General features: G+C 40.1%; 19 protein-coding genes. 12 read left to right on the top strand and 7 right to left on the bottom strand.

The genetic code is table 11. From position 1 onward, the window contains the following. The first annotated feature begins 188 nt into the window (after nt 1-188). Nucleotides 189-944, top strand: coding sequence for a DeoR/GlpR family DNA-binding transcription regulator (locus ACEQ81_RS02480; RefSeq protein WP_411029262.1), 756 nt, complete (start codon nt 189-191; stop codon nt 942-944). Between the two features lie 7 nt (nt 945-951). Here the strand turns inward: ACEQ81_RS02480 and ACEQ81_RS02475 are convergent, their stop codons facing one another. Continuing rightward, nucleotides 952-1,647, bottom strand: coding sequence for a hypothetical protein (locus tag ACEQ81_RS02475; protein WP_411029261.1), 696 nt, complete (start codon nt 1,645-1,647; stop codon nt 952-954). A gap of 26 nt (nt 1,648-1,673) precedes the next feature. Then, nucleotides 1,674-2,381, bottom strand: coding sequence for a hypothetical protein (locus ACEQ81_RS02470; protein ID WP_411029260.1), 708 nt, complete (start codon nt 2,379-2,381; stop codon nt 1,674-1,676). A gap of 94 nt (nt 2,382-2,475) precedes the next feature. Here ACEQ81_RS02470 and ACEQ81_RS02465 point away from each other — a divergent pair, with 94 nt between their 5' ends. Continuing rightward, nucleotides 2,476-3,516 carry a helix-turn-helix domain-containing protein gene (locus ACEQ81_RS02465; RefSeq protein ID WP_411029259.1) on the top strand — a complete coding sequence of 347 codons (1,041 nt, stop codon included), beginning with the start codon at nt 2,476-2,478 and terminating at the stop codon, nt 3,514-3,516. A gap of 26 nt (nt 3,517-3,542) precedes the next feature. On the opposite strand, the gene ACEQ81_RS02460 is transcribed toward ACEQ81_RS02465, so the two are convergent. Continuing rightward, on the bottom strand, nt 3,543-3,923 hold the full coding sequence (locus ACEQ81_RS02460; RefSeq protein WP_411029258.1) for a Dabb family protein: 381 nt from the start codon (nt 3,921-3,923) through the stop codon (nt 3,543-3,545). A 372-nt stretch (nt 3,924-4,295) separates the two neighbouring features. On the opposite strand from ACEQ81_RS02460, the gene ACEQ81_RS02455 reads away from it, so the two are divergent. Continuing rightward, entirely contained in the window at nt 4,296-5,027 is a 732-nt protein-coding gene (locus ACEQ81_RS02455) for a phosphatase PAP2 family protein (RefSeq protein WP_411029257.1), read from the top strand. Between the two features lie 8 nt (nt 5,028-5,035). Here ACEQ81_RS02455 and ACEQ81_RS02450 read toward each other — a convergent pair whose 3' ends face one another. Next, a complete protein-coding gene (locus ACEQ81_RS02450; RefSeq protein WP_411029256.1) occupies nt 5,036-5,791 on the bottom strand; it encodes a sulfite exporter TauE/SafE family protein in 756 nt (251 codons plus the stop codon). A gap of 76 nt (nt 5,792-5,867) precedes the next feature. On the opposite strand from ACEQ81_RS02450, the gene ACEQ81_RS02445 reads away from it, so the two are divergent. Then, nucleotides 5,868-7,679, top strand: coding sequence for a sodium:solute symporter family protein (locus ACEQ81_RS02445; RefSeq protein ID WP_411029255.1), 1,812 nt, complete (start codon nt 5,868-5,870; stop codon nt 7,677-7,679). A gap of 4 nt (nt 7,680-7,683) precedes the next feature. Then, nucleotides 7,684-8,772, top strand: coding sequence for an acyltransferase family protein (locus ACEQ81_RS02440; RefSeq protein WP_411029254.1), 1,089 nt, complete (start codon nt 7,684-7,686; stop codon nt 8,770-8,772). A gap of 15 nt (nt 8,773-8,787) precedes the next feature. On the opposite strand, the gene ACEQ81_RS02435 is transcribed toward ACEQ81_RS02440, so the two are convergent. Next, on the bottom strand, nt 8,788-9,381 hold the full coding sequence (locus ACEQ81_RS02435; RefSeq protein ID WP_411029253.1) for a riboflavin synthase: 594 nt from the start codon (nt 9,379-9,381) through the stop codon (nt 8,788-8,790). Nucleotides 9,382-9,432: 51 nt separating this feature from the next. On the opposite strand from ACEQ81_RS02435, the gene pdxA reads away from it, so the two are divergent. From pdxA to ACEQ81_RS02400, 7 genes are all read left to right on the top strand, one after another. Continuing rightward, complete coding sequence (gene pdxA, locus ACEQ81_RS02430) at nt 9,433-10,479, top strand: 4-hydroxythreonine-4-phosphate dehydrogenase PdxA (RefSeq protein WP_411029252.1); 1,047 nt, start codon at nt 9,433-9,435, stop codon at nt 10,477-10,479. 151 nt (nt 10,480-10,630) lie between these two features. Continuing rightward, on the top strand, nt 10,631-11,161 hold the full coding sequence (locus ACEQ81_RS02425) for a YceD family protein (protein WP_411029251.1): 531 nt from the start codon (nt 10,631-10,633) through the stop codon (nt 11,159-11,161). An 8-nt stretch (nt 11,162-11,169) separates the two neighbouring features. After that, nucleotides 11,170-11,367, top strand: coding sequence for a 50S ribosomal protein L32 (gene rpmF, locus ACEQ81_RS02420; protein WP_411029250.1), 198 nt, complete (start codon nt 11,170-11,172; stop codon nt 11,365-11,367). Between the two features lie 174 nt (nt 11,368-11,541). After that, nucleotides 11,542-12,537, top strand: coding sequence for a beta-ketoacyl-ACP synthase III (locus ACEQ81_RS02415; protein WP_411029249.1), 996 nt, complete (start codon nt 11,542-11,544; stop codon nt 12,535-12,537). A 28-nt stretch (nt 12,538-12,565) separates the two neighbouring features. Next, nucleotides 12,566-13,057 carry an acetyl-CoA carboxylase biotin carboxyl carrier protein gene (accB, locus tag ACEQ81_RS02410; RefSeq protein WP_411029248.1) on the top strand — a complete coding sequence of 164 codons (492 nt, stop codon included), beginning with the start codon at nt 12,566-12,568 and terminating at the stop codon, nt 13,055-13,057. A gap of 83 nt (nt 13,058-13,140) precedes the next feature. Next, nucleotides 13,141-14,493 (top strand): acetyl-CoA carboxylase biotin carboxylase subunit, encoded by a 1,353-nt coding sequence (accC, locus tag ACEQ81_RS02405; RefSeq protein WP_411029247.1) that lies wholly within the window; start codon nt 13,141-13,143, stop codon nt 14,491-14,493. A 43-nt stretch (nt 14,494-14,536) separates the two neighbouring features. After that, complete coding sequence (locus tag ACEQ81_RS02400; protein ID WP_411029246.1) at nt 14,537-15,649, top strand: NAD(P)/FAD-dependent oxidoreductase; 1,113 nt, start codon at nt 14,537-14,539, stop codon at nt 15,647-15,649. Here ACEQ81_RS02400 and ACEQ81_RS02395 read toward each other — a convergent pair. Both ACEQ81_RS02395 and ACEQ81_RS02390 read right to left on the bottom strand, forming a co-directional pair. After that, complete coding sequence (locus tag ACEQ81_RS02395; RefSeq protein ID WP_411029245.1) at nt 15,646-16,308, bottom strand: ABC transporter ATP-binding protein; 663 nt, start codon at nt 16,306-16,308, stop codon at nt 15,646-15,648. The two genes, ACEQ81_RS02400 and ACEQ81_RS02395, sit on opposite strands and share 4 nt — an antisense overlap. 44 nt (nt 16,309-16,352) lie before the next feature. After that, nucleotides 16,353-18,782, bottom strand: coding sequence for an ABC transporter permease (locus ACEQ81_RS02390; RefSeq protein WP_411029244.1), 2,430 nt, complete (start codon nt 18,780-18,782; stop codon nt 16,353-16,355). Nucleotide 18,783 lies beyond the last annotated feature (1 nt).

Below are 18,783 nucleotides of genomic sequence, written 5' to 3'. Positions count from 1 at the left end.
GAGTATTGAGAGTTTAGGAAACAAACTTATAGTTATATTTTATTTTTTGCAACTTTTTATTGCAAGAAAACATTGCAAAATCTATTTTTTGCCACAATTTTTAACATTTTACCTTATAATTGCTATAATATATTGCAAGAAGTGAAATCTTTTTTTCATAATATTGTATATAGCATAAGACATTTACTTTGGACAAGAAAAACCGACTTCAGATCATCCTTAACGAAGTCCATATTCACAATAGGGTACTATTGACTGATTTGGCAAGTATTTTAAATGTTTCCATGGACACTGTTCGTAGGGATGTTGTGGAACTGGATGAATCCAAGAAATTGAGAAAAGTACATGGAGGTGCTGTTTCAAACGGTTTCAATATCTATACAGACCGTACTAGGGAAGTCTATGAACACGCACACAAATCCATTATTGCCCAAAAAGGAATTTCCTTGTTGAAGAAAGGTGATGTGGTCCTTATCACCGGAGGGTCTACCAATTTGGAGTTTGCAAAACTGCTTCCCAAAAAAATGAACCTTACTTTTTTTACACCTAGTTTACCCATGGCCATTGAGTTGCTCAATACCACCTCCAGTAAGTACGATGTTTATCTTATTGGTGGAAAATTGTCTAGAGGATCGCAGTTGGCCACAGGTGGTAGTGCCATCAATATTTTGTCGGAGATAAAGGCCGATGTTTGTTTTTTGGGGACAGGCTATTTAGATTTGGAAAAGGGCATCACCGAAGTAGATTGGGAAATAGCACAGATGAAGAAGGCCATGATCAAGGCATCGACCAGGCTTGTATCCCTTACTATTTCTGAAAAGTTAAACACTTCTAACCGATATAAAATAGGGGACATAGGCGTTATAGACACCTTGGTTACGGAATTAGACCCCAATGCCCCGGAATTAAACAAATACCGCGAAAAGAATATTAAATTACTCTAGGTAGCACCTATTCTTTGGGAGAAAGGTCATAGGAGACTTCGGACATATCCGACAATAATTCATAATCTACCATAACTACTTTCCATTGTCCCCCGGGTTCGGAGGCATCTTTCCATAAATTCACGGGTCCATAGGGTAAAATTTCTCCCAGAAAATGGGTTTCCAAGTGATTTTTAGATCTCCCATAGGCCAAAGGGTTGCCATTAACATCAGTAGCAATCCATACTGCAAAATTGCCCTCAACAAAAAAATCGATTCTATCCTCATATACATTATAGGTTAAACCAGGATCTTTTTTTGCGATTAAATGAAAAATACGCGTCGGAATACCGGGCCAGAAAGAGTTCCATTGACCAACTGTGGAAGTACTCCATGTTTTTAACTCCTGGTCCTCTCGATCCGTCCAACCACTATCTACATTCAATGCTTGTACTTGTCTGCGCAAAATACCTTGCGTGGACTCCTTGATTCTCGGTTTTTCAAAATCTACCCAATATTCCCTGATAAGGGGATGTTTTAATGAACCAAAATGCGCTATTTCCAACATGTGGAACCCCTTGGCTTCGGCCCAGGCTTCTTGGCCACCTACCGCTTCCAACAGTTGCTCAATTTCCTTGGGCCTTTCGTTAGCGGATGATTTCTCCTGTGCGTAGCTGCCCAATGTAAGGCCTAGACTTACCCAAATAATCGTTTTTTTTATCATCTTGTTTTTTCTTTTGATATATGGTCTTATTCTTTTGATGGACTAAAGGAAATCTTGGGGAGATCAAAACTCCCACTTACGGAAACAAATTCAAATTGCCAATGTCCGTTGTCCGTTGTCCACCACTTAGGCATCCAATACGCACCAAATTGTTTTAACGGACCGTATATAAAACTATCGCCCAGCTCTGCATCCTTAGGGGTCCATTTAATAGGGGCTCCGCTACTGCTTAATTCTATGGTGCATAACAGACCTTTTTGGCTATCGTATATTTCAATACTAGTTTCGCCCTTTATTTTGGCAACAATTTCCGGATCTTGCTGTGCAAGTTTGCTACAGATGGTATAAAGATCGCGTTCCCAAGAAAGCACTTCGTTCTTTACACGTTCCACATCGAACTTATAAAACTTGCCTGTCTCCAAAACACCCCATCCCTGTATGGTGTCCCAAGCCCTAGTGCGATCAAAGCTAAGGCTGCTCATGTGTATTCTAGTGGCGGGGGTCTTAAGATTTCGCCATACCTCTTGTCTTATTTCCTCAGATACCTGATTGGACCATAATCTTTCTGTTAGATGCAATGACTGGGTGTTTGCCCATAAGTCTTTTCCTCCCATGCTTAAAAGTAGTTCGTCCACTAATTTTGTGGCTTTGGAATCGTTGGGTTGACTTTGGATCCAACCATAACATAACAACACCAAAAAGAAGCAACATTGTTTTTTTAGATGTAATTTCATTATGCTAAATGTACTTGTTTGCCCAAATAGGTGATTCCTAATTTGCAAACTAGTACTACCATTTTTTAAAATAGCAGTACTTTAGAAGTGTAAATTGAAAACAACCAATTTAAGGATGGACTACTCGCATTTGATGGTAATGTTAAGCGCCCTGCTGATCGGTAATAGCTTGTTCTTTTCGGGATATTTTCTATTTGGAACCAGTAAATCCGCAAGGTTAAGAACAAGCGGTAGGTTATTGGCCTTACTTCTTTTAGCGTTTGCAATGCGCATTAGCAAATCCGTAATTTATATTTTGTTCCCCCAATATGGGGACACCCTTACCGTTATAGGTATTGTGGGAATGCTTGCCATTGGACCGCTGGTATGGTTTTATATCCGATCTAAAATTAGGAAGACTAAAATTGGTCTTTACCACTTTTTGCCAGCCGCCTTCCTTATTGCGTCCATTCCATGGCTAACGGGGCAGGGTATCTATTTTGCTTATTTGGTTAGCCTGGTACATTTGCTGGGATATTTTGTTTTCGCTATAAAATTGTATCAAGAACGGATAACTGGAGAGATCATCTTGCAAAAAGCAAGAAAGGAATGGTCCTTGCAACTTTTACTTGCAATAGCTGTCATATGGGTGGGGTTTTTAATACAGGCTTTCACTACAGATAAGGAGTTATATATAGGGGTCACCCTTGGCATAGTATTGGTGTTTTTTGGGATTAGTTTTTCAGCGATGCTAAATTATAAAGGGGTCATTCAACCCTTCGCCTTAAATAATGATGCAACCGTGGATCTAAATTCCGTTGCTGAAAAGGCCAGCCTAATACTATTAAAAGAGAAACTATATCTTAAAAATGATTTTACCCTAGGAGTTTTCGCAAAAAGTGTGGGTGTGCGCAGGCATGTGTTGTCCAACGCCATAAATGCAGGACTAAAACAAAGCTTCCCAGAACTATTGAACTCTGCAAGAATTGAACATTCCAAGACAATGCTTGCCGATGAGAAATGTAAGGATATCAGTATTGAAGCCATTGCTTTTGAAAGCGGGTTCAACAGCTTATCCGTATTTTACAATAATTTTAAAAAATACAATGGTATTACCCCTGCAGAATTTCGCGAAAAGGTGGTTCAGAGTGCTTAAAGCGATTGCCTAGTGAAAAAACCAGGCTATTCCCAATATCGAAAATAATTGTATTGTTTTAATACCGTTGGGCCAATACTATCTATTAAATGGTGGTCGGGATGTCCTTGATAACGATTTAGGGCTTCTATGGAAGTAAACCGCAAGACCAACAAATTATCAAATCCGTCCTTTGAACTGCTGACATCCATTATACCTACATTTTGCAGACCGTCTATTTTTTTTGGCAGTCCCTTAAATAGATTTAGAAAGTCATTTTTTTTATCCAAGGATAGGTTGTCGGACCATTTATAAAGCAACGCGTGCACAAAAAGACTGTCGCTCGCACTGGTATCCTGCGCTGTCATCTGTGATGTTTGGGCAAACGCAATCAATAATAATATAGGAACCGATAAGCTTAATTTCATTGTGAAAAAAATTTAAGTACTGGTAATTTATCCCTAAACTAAGGAATTATGAATAAAGCTTTCAAAAATACTTGAAGGTTTAACCCTTCGGCAAACAGAACCAGAACAAATAGCAACAGTTTCGGAAAAGAGCTATAAACTGATAATTAGGCAATTATTTTAACAATCTAATGAGAAATAAAATACGAAACAGCACCGAAAATGCGTTATTGTTAATACACTGGCAAACTTGCTTTCTGAAAGAATCTGTTTAGGGCACTTTTAAAATAGTTGGCCTTAAGAATAAAGACAAAGAAATCTTTAACTATAAGCTTTTGAAAAGAAGTTTGTCCTTGGCGAATAAACCAACAACCAAGCTCCAACCATTACCAAATGAAATTCCCCAATGTTGCTTTTATGTTTTTTATATGTCTGTATTGTCATGGACAGGGAGGAAGCAGAACTTATGTAGAAAATGGAGAAAAGAAGACCTTGCTATCACAGAGCATTCTACCCGTTTCATTAATTGTCTCCGGGATTTTAATTTCCGATAGTGTTTTTGAGAAAAACTTCCAAAAAGAAGTAAGGAGTACAGCAGGAAATAATTTTAGCTCTTCTTTGGACGATTACACTCGGTTTGCACCAATAGCGCAATTGTATATTGCCGACATTGCCGGTCTAAAGGCCAAGAACCATTGGTTTGATCAAACAAAGAACCTGATACTCTCCTCGGCCATTACACAGCTAATTACTACGGGGCTTAAAAGAAACATACACAAAGTACGTCCTAACGATTTTAATGCAAAGGCTTTCCCATCGGGGCATACCTCACATGCATTTGCCACGGCTGCCGTTTTGTATGAGGAGTTTAACGAGTCCAGTCCTTTTTTGGCGCAAAGCGGATATTTTTTTGCCGGAGCCACAGGAGCACTTCGGATGATGAACAATAAACATTGGCTATCCGATGTACTGGCTGGGGCAGGTATTGGGATTTTGGTCACCAAATTGGTCTATCATTTCGATTATTTAATTGCTTGGAACCCCTTTAAAAAGTCTAAGAACACTTACTTCTTACCAACGTACAATGAGAACGGCGTTGGCCTCTATTTTTCAAAACGGTTTTAACGGATCTGCTAGCGCAACAAAATGAGTACGGCACCCAATGCGGTAAGGACCAGTATCATTTTTCTATAAAAGTCTTCTTGTATCACCTTTACAAGTTTTACTCCGGCGATGAGCCCTAGTACTATTCCCGGGAGTAATTTTAGATTTATCACCAAGGTTTCAGGTGTAATGGTCTCCCAAACAAAAATATGGAAAGGCAGTTTAAACAGATTTATGAAAAGAAACAGCCAGGCAGCGGTACCAATAAATTGGTTTTTGGGCAAACGCATAGCCAAAAAGAAGATATTGGAGAAGGCTCCGGCCAAGTTACCGATCATGGTGGTAATACCGGCCATTACACCCATAAAACCCGCAAAGACCCAATGGGTAGGAACCGTTTTGGACGGTCTCCTATCCCACCAATACATCATTACAACACTGCCCAAAATAATATAAGCCATTCCCAGTTTAAAGGTTTTTTCGGGCAAATCTTTTCCAATGAGGACACCTATCAATACGCCTAACATCATCCATGGAAGGAAGCGTACAATGTACTTCCACTGTGTATGCCGGTTGTAGTAAGTAACGGCAAAAATGTCGCCTGCAATCAACATGGGCACTATAAGACCTGTAGATCTCTTGGCACCAAAAGCCAAGGCCATTAAAGTTACAATGATAATGGCAATACCCTTTATACCAGACTTGGAGACCCCAATAACGAAAGCTGCGGTAAAGGCCATAAGCCAAGACACCATTGTTATGTTAATATCCGAGGGCAGTTCCATTTGTGATAATTTGGATAAGCAGGGACAAATGTATCTTAAAAAATTTTATCTTTAGCGATTAACCAACATCCATACTATGGAACTCAGTACGCTAGATTACAGCTTTATTATCGTATTCTTCTCAATCGTTTTAGGGATTGGGGTTTATGTTTCCAAGAAATCGGGAAAAAGCTCCTCAGAATATTTTCTTTCTGGAAGAACCATGCCTTGGTGGTTATTGGGGCTTTCCATGGTCGCAACTACTTTTTCAACGGATACGCCTAATCTGGTAACGGATTTTGTTAGAACAAAAGGAGTGTCCGGGAACTGGGGTTGGTGGTGCTTTTTGTTGACAGGGATGTTGACGGTTTTTGTCTATGCCAAACTATGGAGGAAATCTAATGTAAATACCGATCTTGAGTTTTACGAGCTTCGCTACGGGGGGGCACCAGCAAAGTTTTTGAGGAAGTTCAGAGCCGTTTATTTGGGGGTGATATATAATGTGATAACTATGTCTGCGGTTACATTGGCCGCTATTAAGATAGGTGGAATTATGTTGGGACTGCAGCCTTGGGAAACCGTGGTAGGTGCGGGCTTGATAACGGTTATCTTTAGCGCCTTGGGAGGATTTAAAGGTGTGGTCTATACCGATTTTTTGTTGTTTTTTGTTGCTATGGGCGGAGCCATAGGTGCTGCGTATTATTTAGTGAATATCCCGGAAGTAGGAGGAATACAGGCCATTATTGACAATGAAAACGTTAAGGGCAAACTCAATATTTTACCCGAATTCAGTGATACAAAGGCTATGATCACAATTCTAATCATTCCTTTGGCGGTACAATGGTGGAGCTCCTGGTATCCTGGCGGAGAACCTGGTGGCGGTGGTTATATTGCCCAGCGGATGTTGGCGGCAAAAAATGAAAACCACGCAATTGGCGCTACCTTCTTTTTTAACATTATGCACTATGCGTTACGTCCTTGGCCATGGATTTTGGTGGCCCTGGCCTCTTTAGTTGTCTATCCAGATATAGCAAGTATTTCAGAAGCCTTCCCAAATGTTCCGGCAGACAAGCTGGGTCACGATCTGGCCTATTCAGCCATGCTTACCAAATTGCCAAGCGGATTATTGGGAATAGTCTTGGCTTCCTTAATGGCGGCATATATGAGCACAATATCCACTCAGTTGAACTGGGGGTCTTCCTATATTGTCTATGATTTTTACAAACAACAGGTAAACCCTAACGCTACTGAAAAACAGATGGTGAACGTTGGCAGGCTCTCTACCGTAGTTTTAATGATTTTGAGTGCATTTTTGGCCTTGGCCATGCAGAATGCCATGGGAATATTTAACCTCCTATTGTCATTTGGGGCGGGTACAGGATTGATTTTTATTTTAAGATGGTTTTGGTGGCGCATCAATTCTTGGAGTGAGATTACCGCTATGTTTTCTTCTGGAATCTTGGCCATACTTTTAGAAACCACTTCTTTAAGGACGTTTCTTTTTAATACCGAAACCGGCTTGTTGCCAGATTGGGCAGAACTCCCTTTTGTAATGGTGGTTACTACCATAATCTGGTTGACGGCCACTTATATGACCCAATCCGAAACAAAAGAGGTACTTAGAAGTTTCTATCGAAAAATTCAACCCGGAGGGCCCGGTTGGTCAAAGGTATTGGAGGAGGCAAAAGCCGATAATGACGAAATTGTACAACCCAATGAGAAATGGAGCGTGCCTTCTGGCATTACCGCTATGCTTTTGGGCGTTGTTCTGATTTACTCCCTCATGTTTGCCACAGGATATTGGATTTATGGCAGAACCACCGGCGCACTTATATTAACAGGAGTTTCAATAATTTCAGGACTGTTGCTGATAAAGACTTGGAACAAGTTAAAAGATAATTTATTATAGATTAATGAAAGAGAGGATTATATCCGTAGACCTATTTAGAGGTCTTACCATTGCTTTAATGATTTTGGTAAATACACCCGGAACATGGTCTAATGTATATGCGCCTTTATTACATGCATCATGGCACGGATACACCCCAACGGATCTGGTGTTCCCCTTCTTTTTGTTTATCGTAGGAACGTCAATAGTCTTTGCTTATAACAACAAAACGCCAAATTCTGGCACCTATAAAAAGATTTTGGTACGGAGTTTAAAGTTAATAGGCCTTGGGCTATTCTTGGGCTCTTTTACCATTTACTTTCCCTTCTTTAAAAATTTTGCGGATATTCGGTTTCCCGGAGTGCTTCAGCGCATAGGAGTGGTCTTTTTCTTTGCCTCTCTACTGTTTATTAATTTTAATTGGAAAACACTTTTGGGTATTTGCATTGCTATATTATTGGGGTATTGGATATGGATGGGCTTTATACCCCTAAATGGTGAAGCCCCTACCTTTGAGCGGGCACCAAATAATTGGGCAAATTATATTGATGTAAAGGTTTTCGGAAGTCATTCGTACAAGGCAGATTATGATCCGGAAGGATTACTAAGCACCCTACCTGCGATTGCATCGTCCCTACTAGGGATATTTACGGGCCTTATCTTAATTTCACAAAAAAGGAAAAAAGAAATCTTGTTGGCCGGTATGGGTATTTCATTTGTGGTTCTGGGGCACCTATGGGATTGGATATTCCCGATCAACAAGGCATTGTGGACCAGTAGTTTTGTTTTGGTCACAGCAGGGTGGGCCAACATTGTATTGGCTATCGTTTATTATCTTACAGATGTTAAAGGCCTTAAATTTGGAAGTATTTTTAAATACGTCGGAGCCAATGCCATAACTATTTATTTCTTAAGCAGTTTCATTACAAAACTCTTCATCTATATAAAAGTTGGCAACGGTATTTCATTACACGAATGGTTGTTTAAATCCATTTATGTCCAGGATTTTTTTGTGCCAGAGCTGTCTTCCCTATTATATGGGTTAACGGTAGTTAGTTTTTATCTATTGTTGGCCTACGTGCTGTACAAGAGGAAGATATTTATCAAAGTATAGAAAACGGGCCAAAAATTAAAGTCCCCTAACTTCAATCAATTTGGCCACATACTTCCCAATAACATCAAATTCTAAATTTACCACGGTCCCCTTATCGTAGGTTCCAAACCTGGTATGTTCATAAGTATACGGGATGATTGCCACACTAAAACTGTCCTTGCCAGAGTTTACAACTGTTAAACTGGTGCCATCAATGGTAATGGAACCTTTTTCTATGGTAACATTGTTTAATGAGGAATCGTATTTAAAAGAGAACTCCCAGCTGCCATCTTTTTTTTCTACAGATGTGCAGATAGCGGTCTGGTCTACATGGCCCTGCACAAGATGCCCATCCAATCGGGTTCCGAGAACCATCGCCCTTTCCAGATTAACGCTATCACCAACTTTAAGATGATTAAGATTGGTCTTTTCCAAGGTTTCCTCAATGGCGGTAACCGTATAATTTTCACCATCAAGGGCAACCACCGTTAAACAAACCCCATTATGGGCAACACTTTGATCTATTTTTAGGGTTTGTGTAATGGACGAATTAATAGAAATATGGAGATTGCCACCTTCCCTCTCCAATCCATGTACTTGCCCCAAAGTTTCAATAATTCCTGTAAACATGTGTCATTTAAATTAAGTAGTTTTACCGTGTAAATTTAGGGATAACAAACCATGCAGGAAAGCAGAAAAATTAAATTGGGAATATCCATTGGAGATTTAAACGGCATAGGCTGTGAGGTGGTGCTAAAAACCTTTGAAGATATTAGGATGCTAGATTTTTGCACACCCGTTATATTTGCCTCCAACAAAACTATTTCCTTTCAAAAAAAAGAACTGGGAATACCTATAAACTATCATGGAATCCAGGAAGCCTCCAAAGCTGTGGATGGTAAATTAAATGTAGTAAATGTTTGGAAAGAAATTCCGCAAATCATATTTGGTCAAGCTACGGAAGAAGCAGGCAAATATGCTATTATTTCTTTAAAGGCGGCAGTAAAGGCATTAAAAGAAGATGAGATCGATGTTTTGGTAACAGCTCCCATCAATAAAAACAACATCCATTCCGATAGCTTTAAATTTCCCGGGCATACAGATTATCTGGCGCAGGAGTTACCGGGTGACAGCCTTATGTTTATGGTTGCGGATACCTTACGTGTTGGATTGCTTACGGATCATGTGCCGGTAAAAGATGTTTCCGAGGCGATAACCCCGGAATTGATCAGAAAAAAGATAGACATTATCGAAAAGTCCCTGAAAATGGATTTCGGGATACGTAAACCAAAAATTGCACTCTTGGGCATTAATCCCCATAGCGGAGATAATGGAATTATTGGCAAAGAAGATGATGAGGTATTAAAACCTGTGCTGAAAGCGTCATCAGCTGCTGGCCAAATGGTTTTTGGTCCTTACTCCGCCGATAGCTTTTTCGGATCTGATACATATAAAAATTTCGATGCGATCTTGGCCGCATATCACGATCAGGGACTTATACCTTTTAAAACTTTATCTTTTGGCAAAGGAGTAAACTACACTGCTGGCCTTAGTAAGGTGCGGACCTCTCCAGATCATGGAACTGCCTATGAAATAGCGGGTAAGGGGAAAGCGGACCATAGTTCTTTTAAAGAAGCAGTGTTCGCTGCCCTACATATTTATAAGAACAGATTGGAATATCAGGAGCTAACAAAAAGTCCTTTACAAAAACAACGGATTAAACGATGATCCGTCTATTTAATTCATAGCGGAAGACGCTAAATTATAGGTCATTGGCCAAAAATATATTTCGTTCTTTATTCTTGGGTTTTACCAAAATAGTGATATCTTTGCACCCGCCTTTGATAGAGGCGCATATAGTAAACTAGTGTTGGGTATTATGGAGCATAAGGAATTTACAATTCCTTTTTCGGGATTGAAACAAGGAAAGCACCAGTTTGATTATAAGATTGAAAACAAGTTCTTTAAATCTTTTGAGTACGAAGAGTTCAACGATGCTAACGTAGCATTGCAGGTTTCGCTGAACAAGATGAGCACCATGATGGAACTGGTCTTACATGCTGATGGAACGGTAAACGTTAATTGTGATGTTACCAGCGAACCGTATGACCAAAAGATTGAGGCCGATCTAGAATTGGTAATAAAATTTGGTGATGAATACAATGATGAGGACGATGAAATATTGATTCTTCCCCATGGTGAACATCAGGTGAACATTGCGCAGTACGTTTACGAAATGTTGGTGCTGGCGGTTCCATCGAAAAGGGTTCACCCGGGAGTTTTGGATGGGACATTACAATCCGAAGCCTTAGAAAAACTAGAGGAGTTGTTACCAAAAGAGACAAAAGACAATAAAGGAAATACCGATCCCAGATGGGACGCATTAAAAAAATTATTAACGGATAAATAGGTTTCATAATGGCACATCCAAAAAGAAAAATTTCCAGAACTAGGAGAGACAAAAGAAGAACACATTATAAGGCCGTTGCCCCTACACTCGCAAAAGATCCTACAACAGGGGAGATGCATTTGTATCACAGGGCACATTGGCACGAGGGTAAATTATACTATCGCGGACAAGTTTTGATAGATCAAACCGAGGATGCGGTTGCATAATTGCGACAATAATTAGTATTTACGGACTCCCACTTCTAAAGGTTGGGAGTTTTTTTATGGAGTTCACTCAAATTGGAGAAACCGTAGGATTTAAAACAAAAAGTCGCAAAAAATCACTATTTTTCACCAGTTTTGAAGCATTTTTAAAGGTTTTTAGCAAAAAGCAATTTAAGTATGAGCAAAATAACAGCAGCAATTACAGCTGTAGGAGCTTACGTCCCGGACTTTGTGTTGACCAATAAAATGTTGGAGACCATGGTAGAGACCAACGATGAATGGATAACCTCTAGAACAGGTATAAAGGAAAGAAGAATTTTAAAAGAAGAAGGACAAGGAACTTCTTATATGGCCATAAGGGCGGCTAGAGACCTCATAGCAAAAAAGAATATTGACCCAAAGGAGATTGATTTGGTGCTTGTTGCCACAGCAACTCCAGATTTATTGGTAGCCGCAACTGCTGCCTATACAGCCTCCGAAATAGGTGCGGTAAATGCTTTTTCCTATGATTTGCAAGCAGCCTGTTCCGGATTTCTGTTTGGAATGTCTACCGCGGCCAGATATATAGAGTCTGGGCGTTATAAAAAAGTACTCCTTATCGGAGCGGATAAAATGTCCTCTATTATAGATTATGCCGATAGGGCCACTTGTATTATTTTCGGTGACGGGGCAGGAGCAATTCTTTTTGAACCCAATGAAGAAGGTATGGGATTGCAAGACGAATTTTTAAGATCGGACGGTATCGGAAGGGAATTCCTAAAGATGGATGCCGGTGGATCCATACTTCCAGCTTCGCAGGAGACCGTTAAAAACAAACAACACTACGTTTATCAAGATGGTAAATCGGTGTTTAAATTTGCCGTCTCCAATATGGCCGGAGTTGCCGCCAAAATAATGGAGCGCAATAACCTTAGCCACGACGATGTAAATTGGTTGGTGCCCCATCAGGCAAATAAAAGAATAATAGATGCCACAGCAAGCAGAATGGGATTAGATCCGGATAAAGTGATGATAAACATTCAGAAATATGGAAACACAACCTCCGCCACACTACCATTGTTACTAGATGATTATGAGAGCCAATTAAAAAAAGGCGATAACTTGGTATTTGCAGCTTTTGGCGGCGGGTTTACTTGGGGGTCCATATACTTAAAATGGGCATATAATTCATAAACTAATCAACATTACTAAATAGAATTCCATGGATATTAAAGAGATTCAAAGCCTAATAAAGTTTGTGGCAAAATCAGGTGCTAGCGAAGTGAAGCTAGAAATGGAGGACATTAAGATAACAATACGCACAGGAGCAGTAGGGCCTTCCTCTGACGCTCCTACCTATGTGCAACAAGCACCTATCCTGGCCGCACCAGCAACACCACAACCGGCTTCGGCACCTGCGGAAACCGTTGAAGCACAGGCGGCCCCTGCTGCTGCCCAAGAAGACGATTCCAAATACATTACCATTAAATCGCCAATAATTGGTACGTTTTATAGAAAGGCAGGTCCGGATAAACCTGCATTTGTAGAGGTTGGGGATACTATTGGACAAGGCGATGTTCTTTGTGTAATAGAAGCAATGAAACTTTTTAACGACATAGAGTCGGAGGTTTCAGGTAAGATCGTAAAGATCTTGGTAGAAGATTCCTCTCCGGTAGAGTTTGATCAACCATTGTTTTTGGTAGATCCATCATAGATTAAGTCACAATCCCGATAGCAATCGGCAAAGTCTCCAAAGTTCAATCAACATTACTTGGAGATTAAAAATTTGTAGCTGTTATGTTTAAAAAAATACTTATTGCAAATAGGGGCGAAATTTCACTGCGGATTATAAGGACATGTAGGGAAATGGGGATAAAAACGGTAGCGGTCTATTCCAAAGCAGATGAGGAAAGCCTTCATGTACGCTTTGCGGATGAAGCTGTTTGTATTGGGCCTGCCGCAAGTAGCGAGTCCTATCTAAAAATACCCAATATTATTGCCGCAGCCGAAATAACCAATGCAGATGCCATACATCCTGGTTACGGTTTCCTATCCGAAAATTCCAAGTTCTCCAAAATCTGCGCTGAACACGATATCAAATTCATTGGGGCCTCTGGCGAACATATTGATAAGATGGGCGATAAGGCCACGGCCAAAGAGACCATGAAGAAGGCCGGAGTACCGGTAGTACCAGGATCCGACGGCCTATTAAAGTCTGTTGCAGATGCAAAAAAAACAGCGTCCAAAATGGGCTACCCCGTTATGATAAAAGCAACTGCAGGGGGTGGAGGCAAAGGAATGCGAGCCGTTTGGAAGGAAGAGGAAATGGAAGACCTTTACGATAGTGCGGTGCAAGAAGCTTCTGCGGCATTTGGCAATGGCGCTATGTACATGGAAAAACTTATAGAAGAACCCAGACATATAGAAATTCAGATCGTAGGCGACCAATATGGTAAAGCCTGCCATCTTTCTGAAAGGGATTGTTCCGTACAAAGACGCCACCAGAAACTTACTGAGGAAACCCCGTCTCCCTTTATGACAGACAAACTCAGGACAGATATGGGCAATGCTGCTGTTAAAGCCGCAGAATATATTAAATATGAAGGGGCAGGTACTGTAGAATTTTTGGTGGATAAACACAGAAACTTCTACTTTATGGAAATGAACACCCGTATACAGGTAGAGCATCCGATTACCGAACAGGTTATAGATTATGACCTAATCCGAGAGCAAATTCTTGTTGCTGGCGGAGTTCCTATATCCGGAAAAAACTACGTCCCTAAATTACATTCTATAGAGTGTAGAATAAATGCCGAGGACCCGTACAACGACTTTAGACCATCTCCTGGTAAAATAACCACCTTACATACCCCAGGAGGGCATGGGATACGTTTAGACACACATGTTTATAGTGGTTATACCATACCACCCAATTATGATTCCATGATTGCAAAGTTGATTACCACCGCGCAAACAAGGGAAGAAGCGATAAACAAAATGAAACGTGCCTTGGACGAGTTTGTGATAGAAGGTATCCATACTACCATTCCGTTTCATAGACAATTAATGGATCATCCAGATTATTTAGCAGGCAATTACACCACTAAGTTTATGGAAGATTTTGAAATGGATCCTAAACCACAAGAATAATTTTATCAACTCCGGCTTTTGTCGGAGTTTTTTATGACTAAGGATGAATCTAAGTTATTGGGAATATAAGACATGGTTATCCCATATCGATTTTACTGTTATAGGTAGTGGAATCGTAGGACTAAATTGTGCCCTTAACCTAAGAAAGCGATTTCCCAAGGCAAAAATACTGGTGCTGGAAAAAGGAATCTTGCCACAAGGGGCAAGTACAAAAAATGCGGGATTTGCATGTTTTGGAAGTATTTCAGAAATATTGTCGGACTTAAAAGAACATAGCCCGGAAGATGTTATAAGCCTGGTAAAAAAGCGATGGGACGGTATTCAGTTACTCCGCAACAATCTTGGGGATAGCGAAATGGATTTTCAGAATCACGGCGGACATGAATTGTTCTTGGAACACCATGAGGAACTTTACCAACATTGCCTGGCCAACATGGAAGAGGTTAACCTTATGCTGCAATCGGTTTTTGGAAAAAAGGCGTTCAACACTCACCCAAATACCTTCAGGTTTAAGGGTATTCAACACAACTATGTTACCAACTCCTTTGAATCGCAGATAGACACAGGAAAAATGATGGTGAGCCTGCTGAACAAAGTAAGAAATAATGACATTGGGGTGCTTAATGCCATAAATGTAGAGACCTATTGTGAGATTGACGGTCAAGTAGCGATAAAAACAGACAAATTCGAATTTAAAAGTGGCAAATTATTCATTGCCACCAATGGATTTGCATCAAAATGGTTGGGAAAAAAGGTTAAACCGGCAAGGGCCCAAGTATTGATAACGAAACCCATAGAGAATCTACATATAAAGGGCACATTCCATTTAGACCAAGGATATTACTATTTCAGAAATATCCATAACAGAATTCTTTTTGGAGGTGGCCGAAATTTAGATTTTAAAGGTGAAGAAACTACAGAGTTTAAGGAAACCGAAAAAATCCAAAACCAGCTAGAACGTTTATTGGAACAAGTTATATTACCTGATATGGCTTTTGAAATAGACCAGCGATGGAGCGGTATTATGGGAATCGGCCAACAAAAAAAACCGATTGTACGGCAAATGTCGGACAATACCTTTTGTGGTGTACGTATGGGCGGTATGGGTGTCGCCATCGGTAGCCTTGTTGGCAAGGAGCTGGCAGACTTACTCTAGACACTTCTTCCATCGAGCAAATTAACAATTCGAGAACCGTAGGATGCATTCTTTTCCGAGTGGGTAACTTGGATGATGGTAACCCCATCATTGTTGAGCTGCTTAAACAAATCCATGATTTCCTCTCCCTGCTGTGAATTAAGATTGCCAGTTGGTTCATCGGCCAGAATAAGCTTCGGATTTCCTATCAATGCCCTTGCGATACCTACCAACTGCTGCTGTCCGCCACTTAATTGCGAAGGAAAAAGATCTTTTTTGCCTACGATGTTAAATCGATCCAACATATCGGCAACCATAGCCTTTCGTTCTGTGCCTTTGTATTTTTTGTACAATAAGGGCATTTCCAAATTTTCCTTCACCGTTAATTCATCGATCAAATGATATGCCTGAAAAACAAAACCAATATACTCTTTATACAATGCGGCACGGCGTTTTTCTTTTATTGCATGTACGGACTTATCCAGAAAATGGTATTCTCCCTCATCAAAACCATCCAACATTCCAATAACATTGAGCAAAGTAGATTTCCCAGATCCCGAAGGCCCCATAACAGAGATAAACTCGCCCTCTTCCACACTTAGGTTTATGTCTTTAAGCAGAAAAATCCTTTGCCCTCCAGAATTTACCCATTTGTAGATACTATTTAGTTTTAAAAGCATAATGTCTATTTTTTTTGATGACCCTTTTGGAGCCTATTTCTATTTTATTCCGAACGCAGACTGTTTAGTGGCTTAATGAGCGCCGCAGCCACAGACTGGTAGCTTATGGTAAGAATTGCAATAATTAAGGCAACCATACCTGCAAGCAGAAAAATATCCCACCCCAAACCAACCGGATAGGCAAAATCTTGAAGCCATCGGTTCATTAGATACCATCCAATGGGAGTTGCAATGAGGATTGAAATGGCAACGAGCTTTAGAAAATTTACAGATAGCAATTGATAAATATTCTTAAAGGAAGCTCCCAAAACCATTCTTATACTAATTTCCTTTCTTCTTTGTTCCGCAGTAAAAGCAGAGAGGGCAAATAACCCAAGACATGCCACCAAAAGTGCAAAAAGTGCAAAACTGGTTAGCAAATCTCCCATTTGTTTAACATCTTGATGCATCAAAAGAAAATCTTGGGCCAAAAAAGAATACCGAAAAGACTGGTTTGGTACCAGATTTTCCCATAGGCCGGCAATAGCCTTTAGTGTATCACCATTGTTTAAATTATTGAGTTTTACCGATATGGTATTGGCACTATTGCCAACGTTTAGGACCAAAGGTTCTATATCTTGCTTCAAGGAATAAAAATGAAAGTCTTCTACCACACCTATTATGGTCCAATTACCCCTACTGTTAGTTATTTTTTTTCCTAAGGGATTTTCGAACCCAAAGTTTTTGGCCATTTTAGCATTGATAATAGCTGCTTCTGTGGAATCGGACGCAATATCCTTGGAAAAATCCCTTCCACTCACCATGCGCATGCCCAAGGTTTTTATATAATCGTGATCTACCAACCAACGTTGGCCCGGAACACCGATGGCCTCTCTTTCCATACCGTTTTCCCAAAAAGTATTTCCATTCCTTTTGGTACCCTCCACTGGCAGATAATCGCTTACCGAAGCCCCCGTAACACCGGGCACCAGTAATAATTGCTCTTTAAAGGATTGTGTTTTATCGTTTAAGGTACTGGCCCCTTGCACAAGCAATACCTTATCCTTTTCATATCCCAGCTTTTTATTTACAATGAAATCCATCTGTTTGTAGATGACCAAGGTGCCTATGATTAAAATCACAGAAGTGGTAAACTGAAAAACAACCAAGGAGCTTCTTAATTTTCCGCTCTTACTTCCTATGCTTAATTTTCCGCGTAGAACATTGATGGGTCTAAATCCCGATAGGTAAAATGCAGGGTAGAGTCCGGCAAGAACGCCAATGGTTAATGCGGAGATTAGAATTATCGGTAAAAACCACCACGTTTGCCAAGGGAGAGTTAAGGATTTATTGGCTATTGTATTAAAGTAAGGGAGTAGAGCCCAAGCCAGAAACAACCCCAAAATAAAGGAAACCACACTGAACAGAACAGATTCTGTTAAAAACTGGGAAACTAGGTTTGTTCTAAATGCACCAACCGTTTTTCGCAAGCCCACTTCTTTAGCTCTGTTGGCAGATTTGGCCGTTGATAAATTAATAAAGTTTATACAGGCAAGTACGAGTATGAAAATTGCAATAGCCCCAAAAAGCCAAACAAAAAGGATATCGCCGTATTGTATGGAGTCGAATATACCGCTAGATTTTAGATAGACATCCCCTACAGGCTGTAAGTGGTATTTGGCAGTTTTATAAACTTCCTCAGCTTCTACATAACCCGCTTCCAAAGCAACAGGAAGTAGATAATCTTCTATAATGGAATGCATTTTTTTCTCTACATCTTCAGCGCGTGCCTGCTTTTTGAGCTGTACATAGGTGTAATAGTTTTGGGCACGCCAATTGTCGTCTTCCCCAGGATAAAAATCCCGGCCTTCCGAACTCATTATAAAATCATAATTAAAATGGGAGTTGGGAAGATTGTCTTCTAACACCCCTGTTATTTTAAACGGTTTTGAGATATCGTTATCCAAAATTACCGTCTGGCCTAGGGCATTTCCGGCAGGAAAGAATTTATCTGCCTTTTCTTTGGAAATTACCAAGGTGGCAGGCTCCGTTAATGCTTCTCTTGCATCGCCATACAAAAATTTGGTCTCCAAAATTTGGAGCAACTCATTATCAGCATAGATAAAACCATTTTCAAAGGTATTTTGTGAATCGCCCTCCAAACGGATTTCCTTACTTCCGGTTCCGAACAATTCATTATGTAGAAACCTGCCCGATTTTTCTATTTCGGGAATATCTGCTTTTAAAGCTCGGGCAAATGGAGCAGGAAAATGCACATCGTTACCCGTTGTTCCTTTAAAAGTAGTTTGAAACAATACCCTGAAAACGCTATCCTGGTTTTTATAGTGGGTATCATAGCTTAACTCGTCCCTAATAAAAAGAGCTATAAGTAAACATACCCCAATACCTATTGCAAATCCACCGATTTTTATAAAAGCGAACAAACGTTCTTTTTTAATACTGCGTAATGCTATTTTAAGGTGATTTTTAAACATT

The sequence above is a fragment of the Spongiimicrobium sp. 3-5 genome (genome assembly GCF_046557915.1).
Classification (GTDB): Bacteria; Bacteroidota; Bacteroidia; order Flavobacteriales; family Flavobacteriaceae; genus JBHEBG01.
Note: the sequence above shows the minus strand (reverse complement) of the source record. Positions and strands in the feature narration are given on the sequence as shown.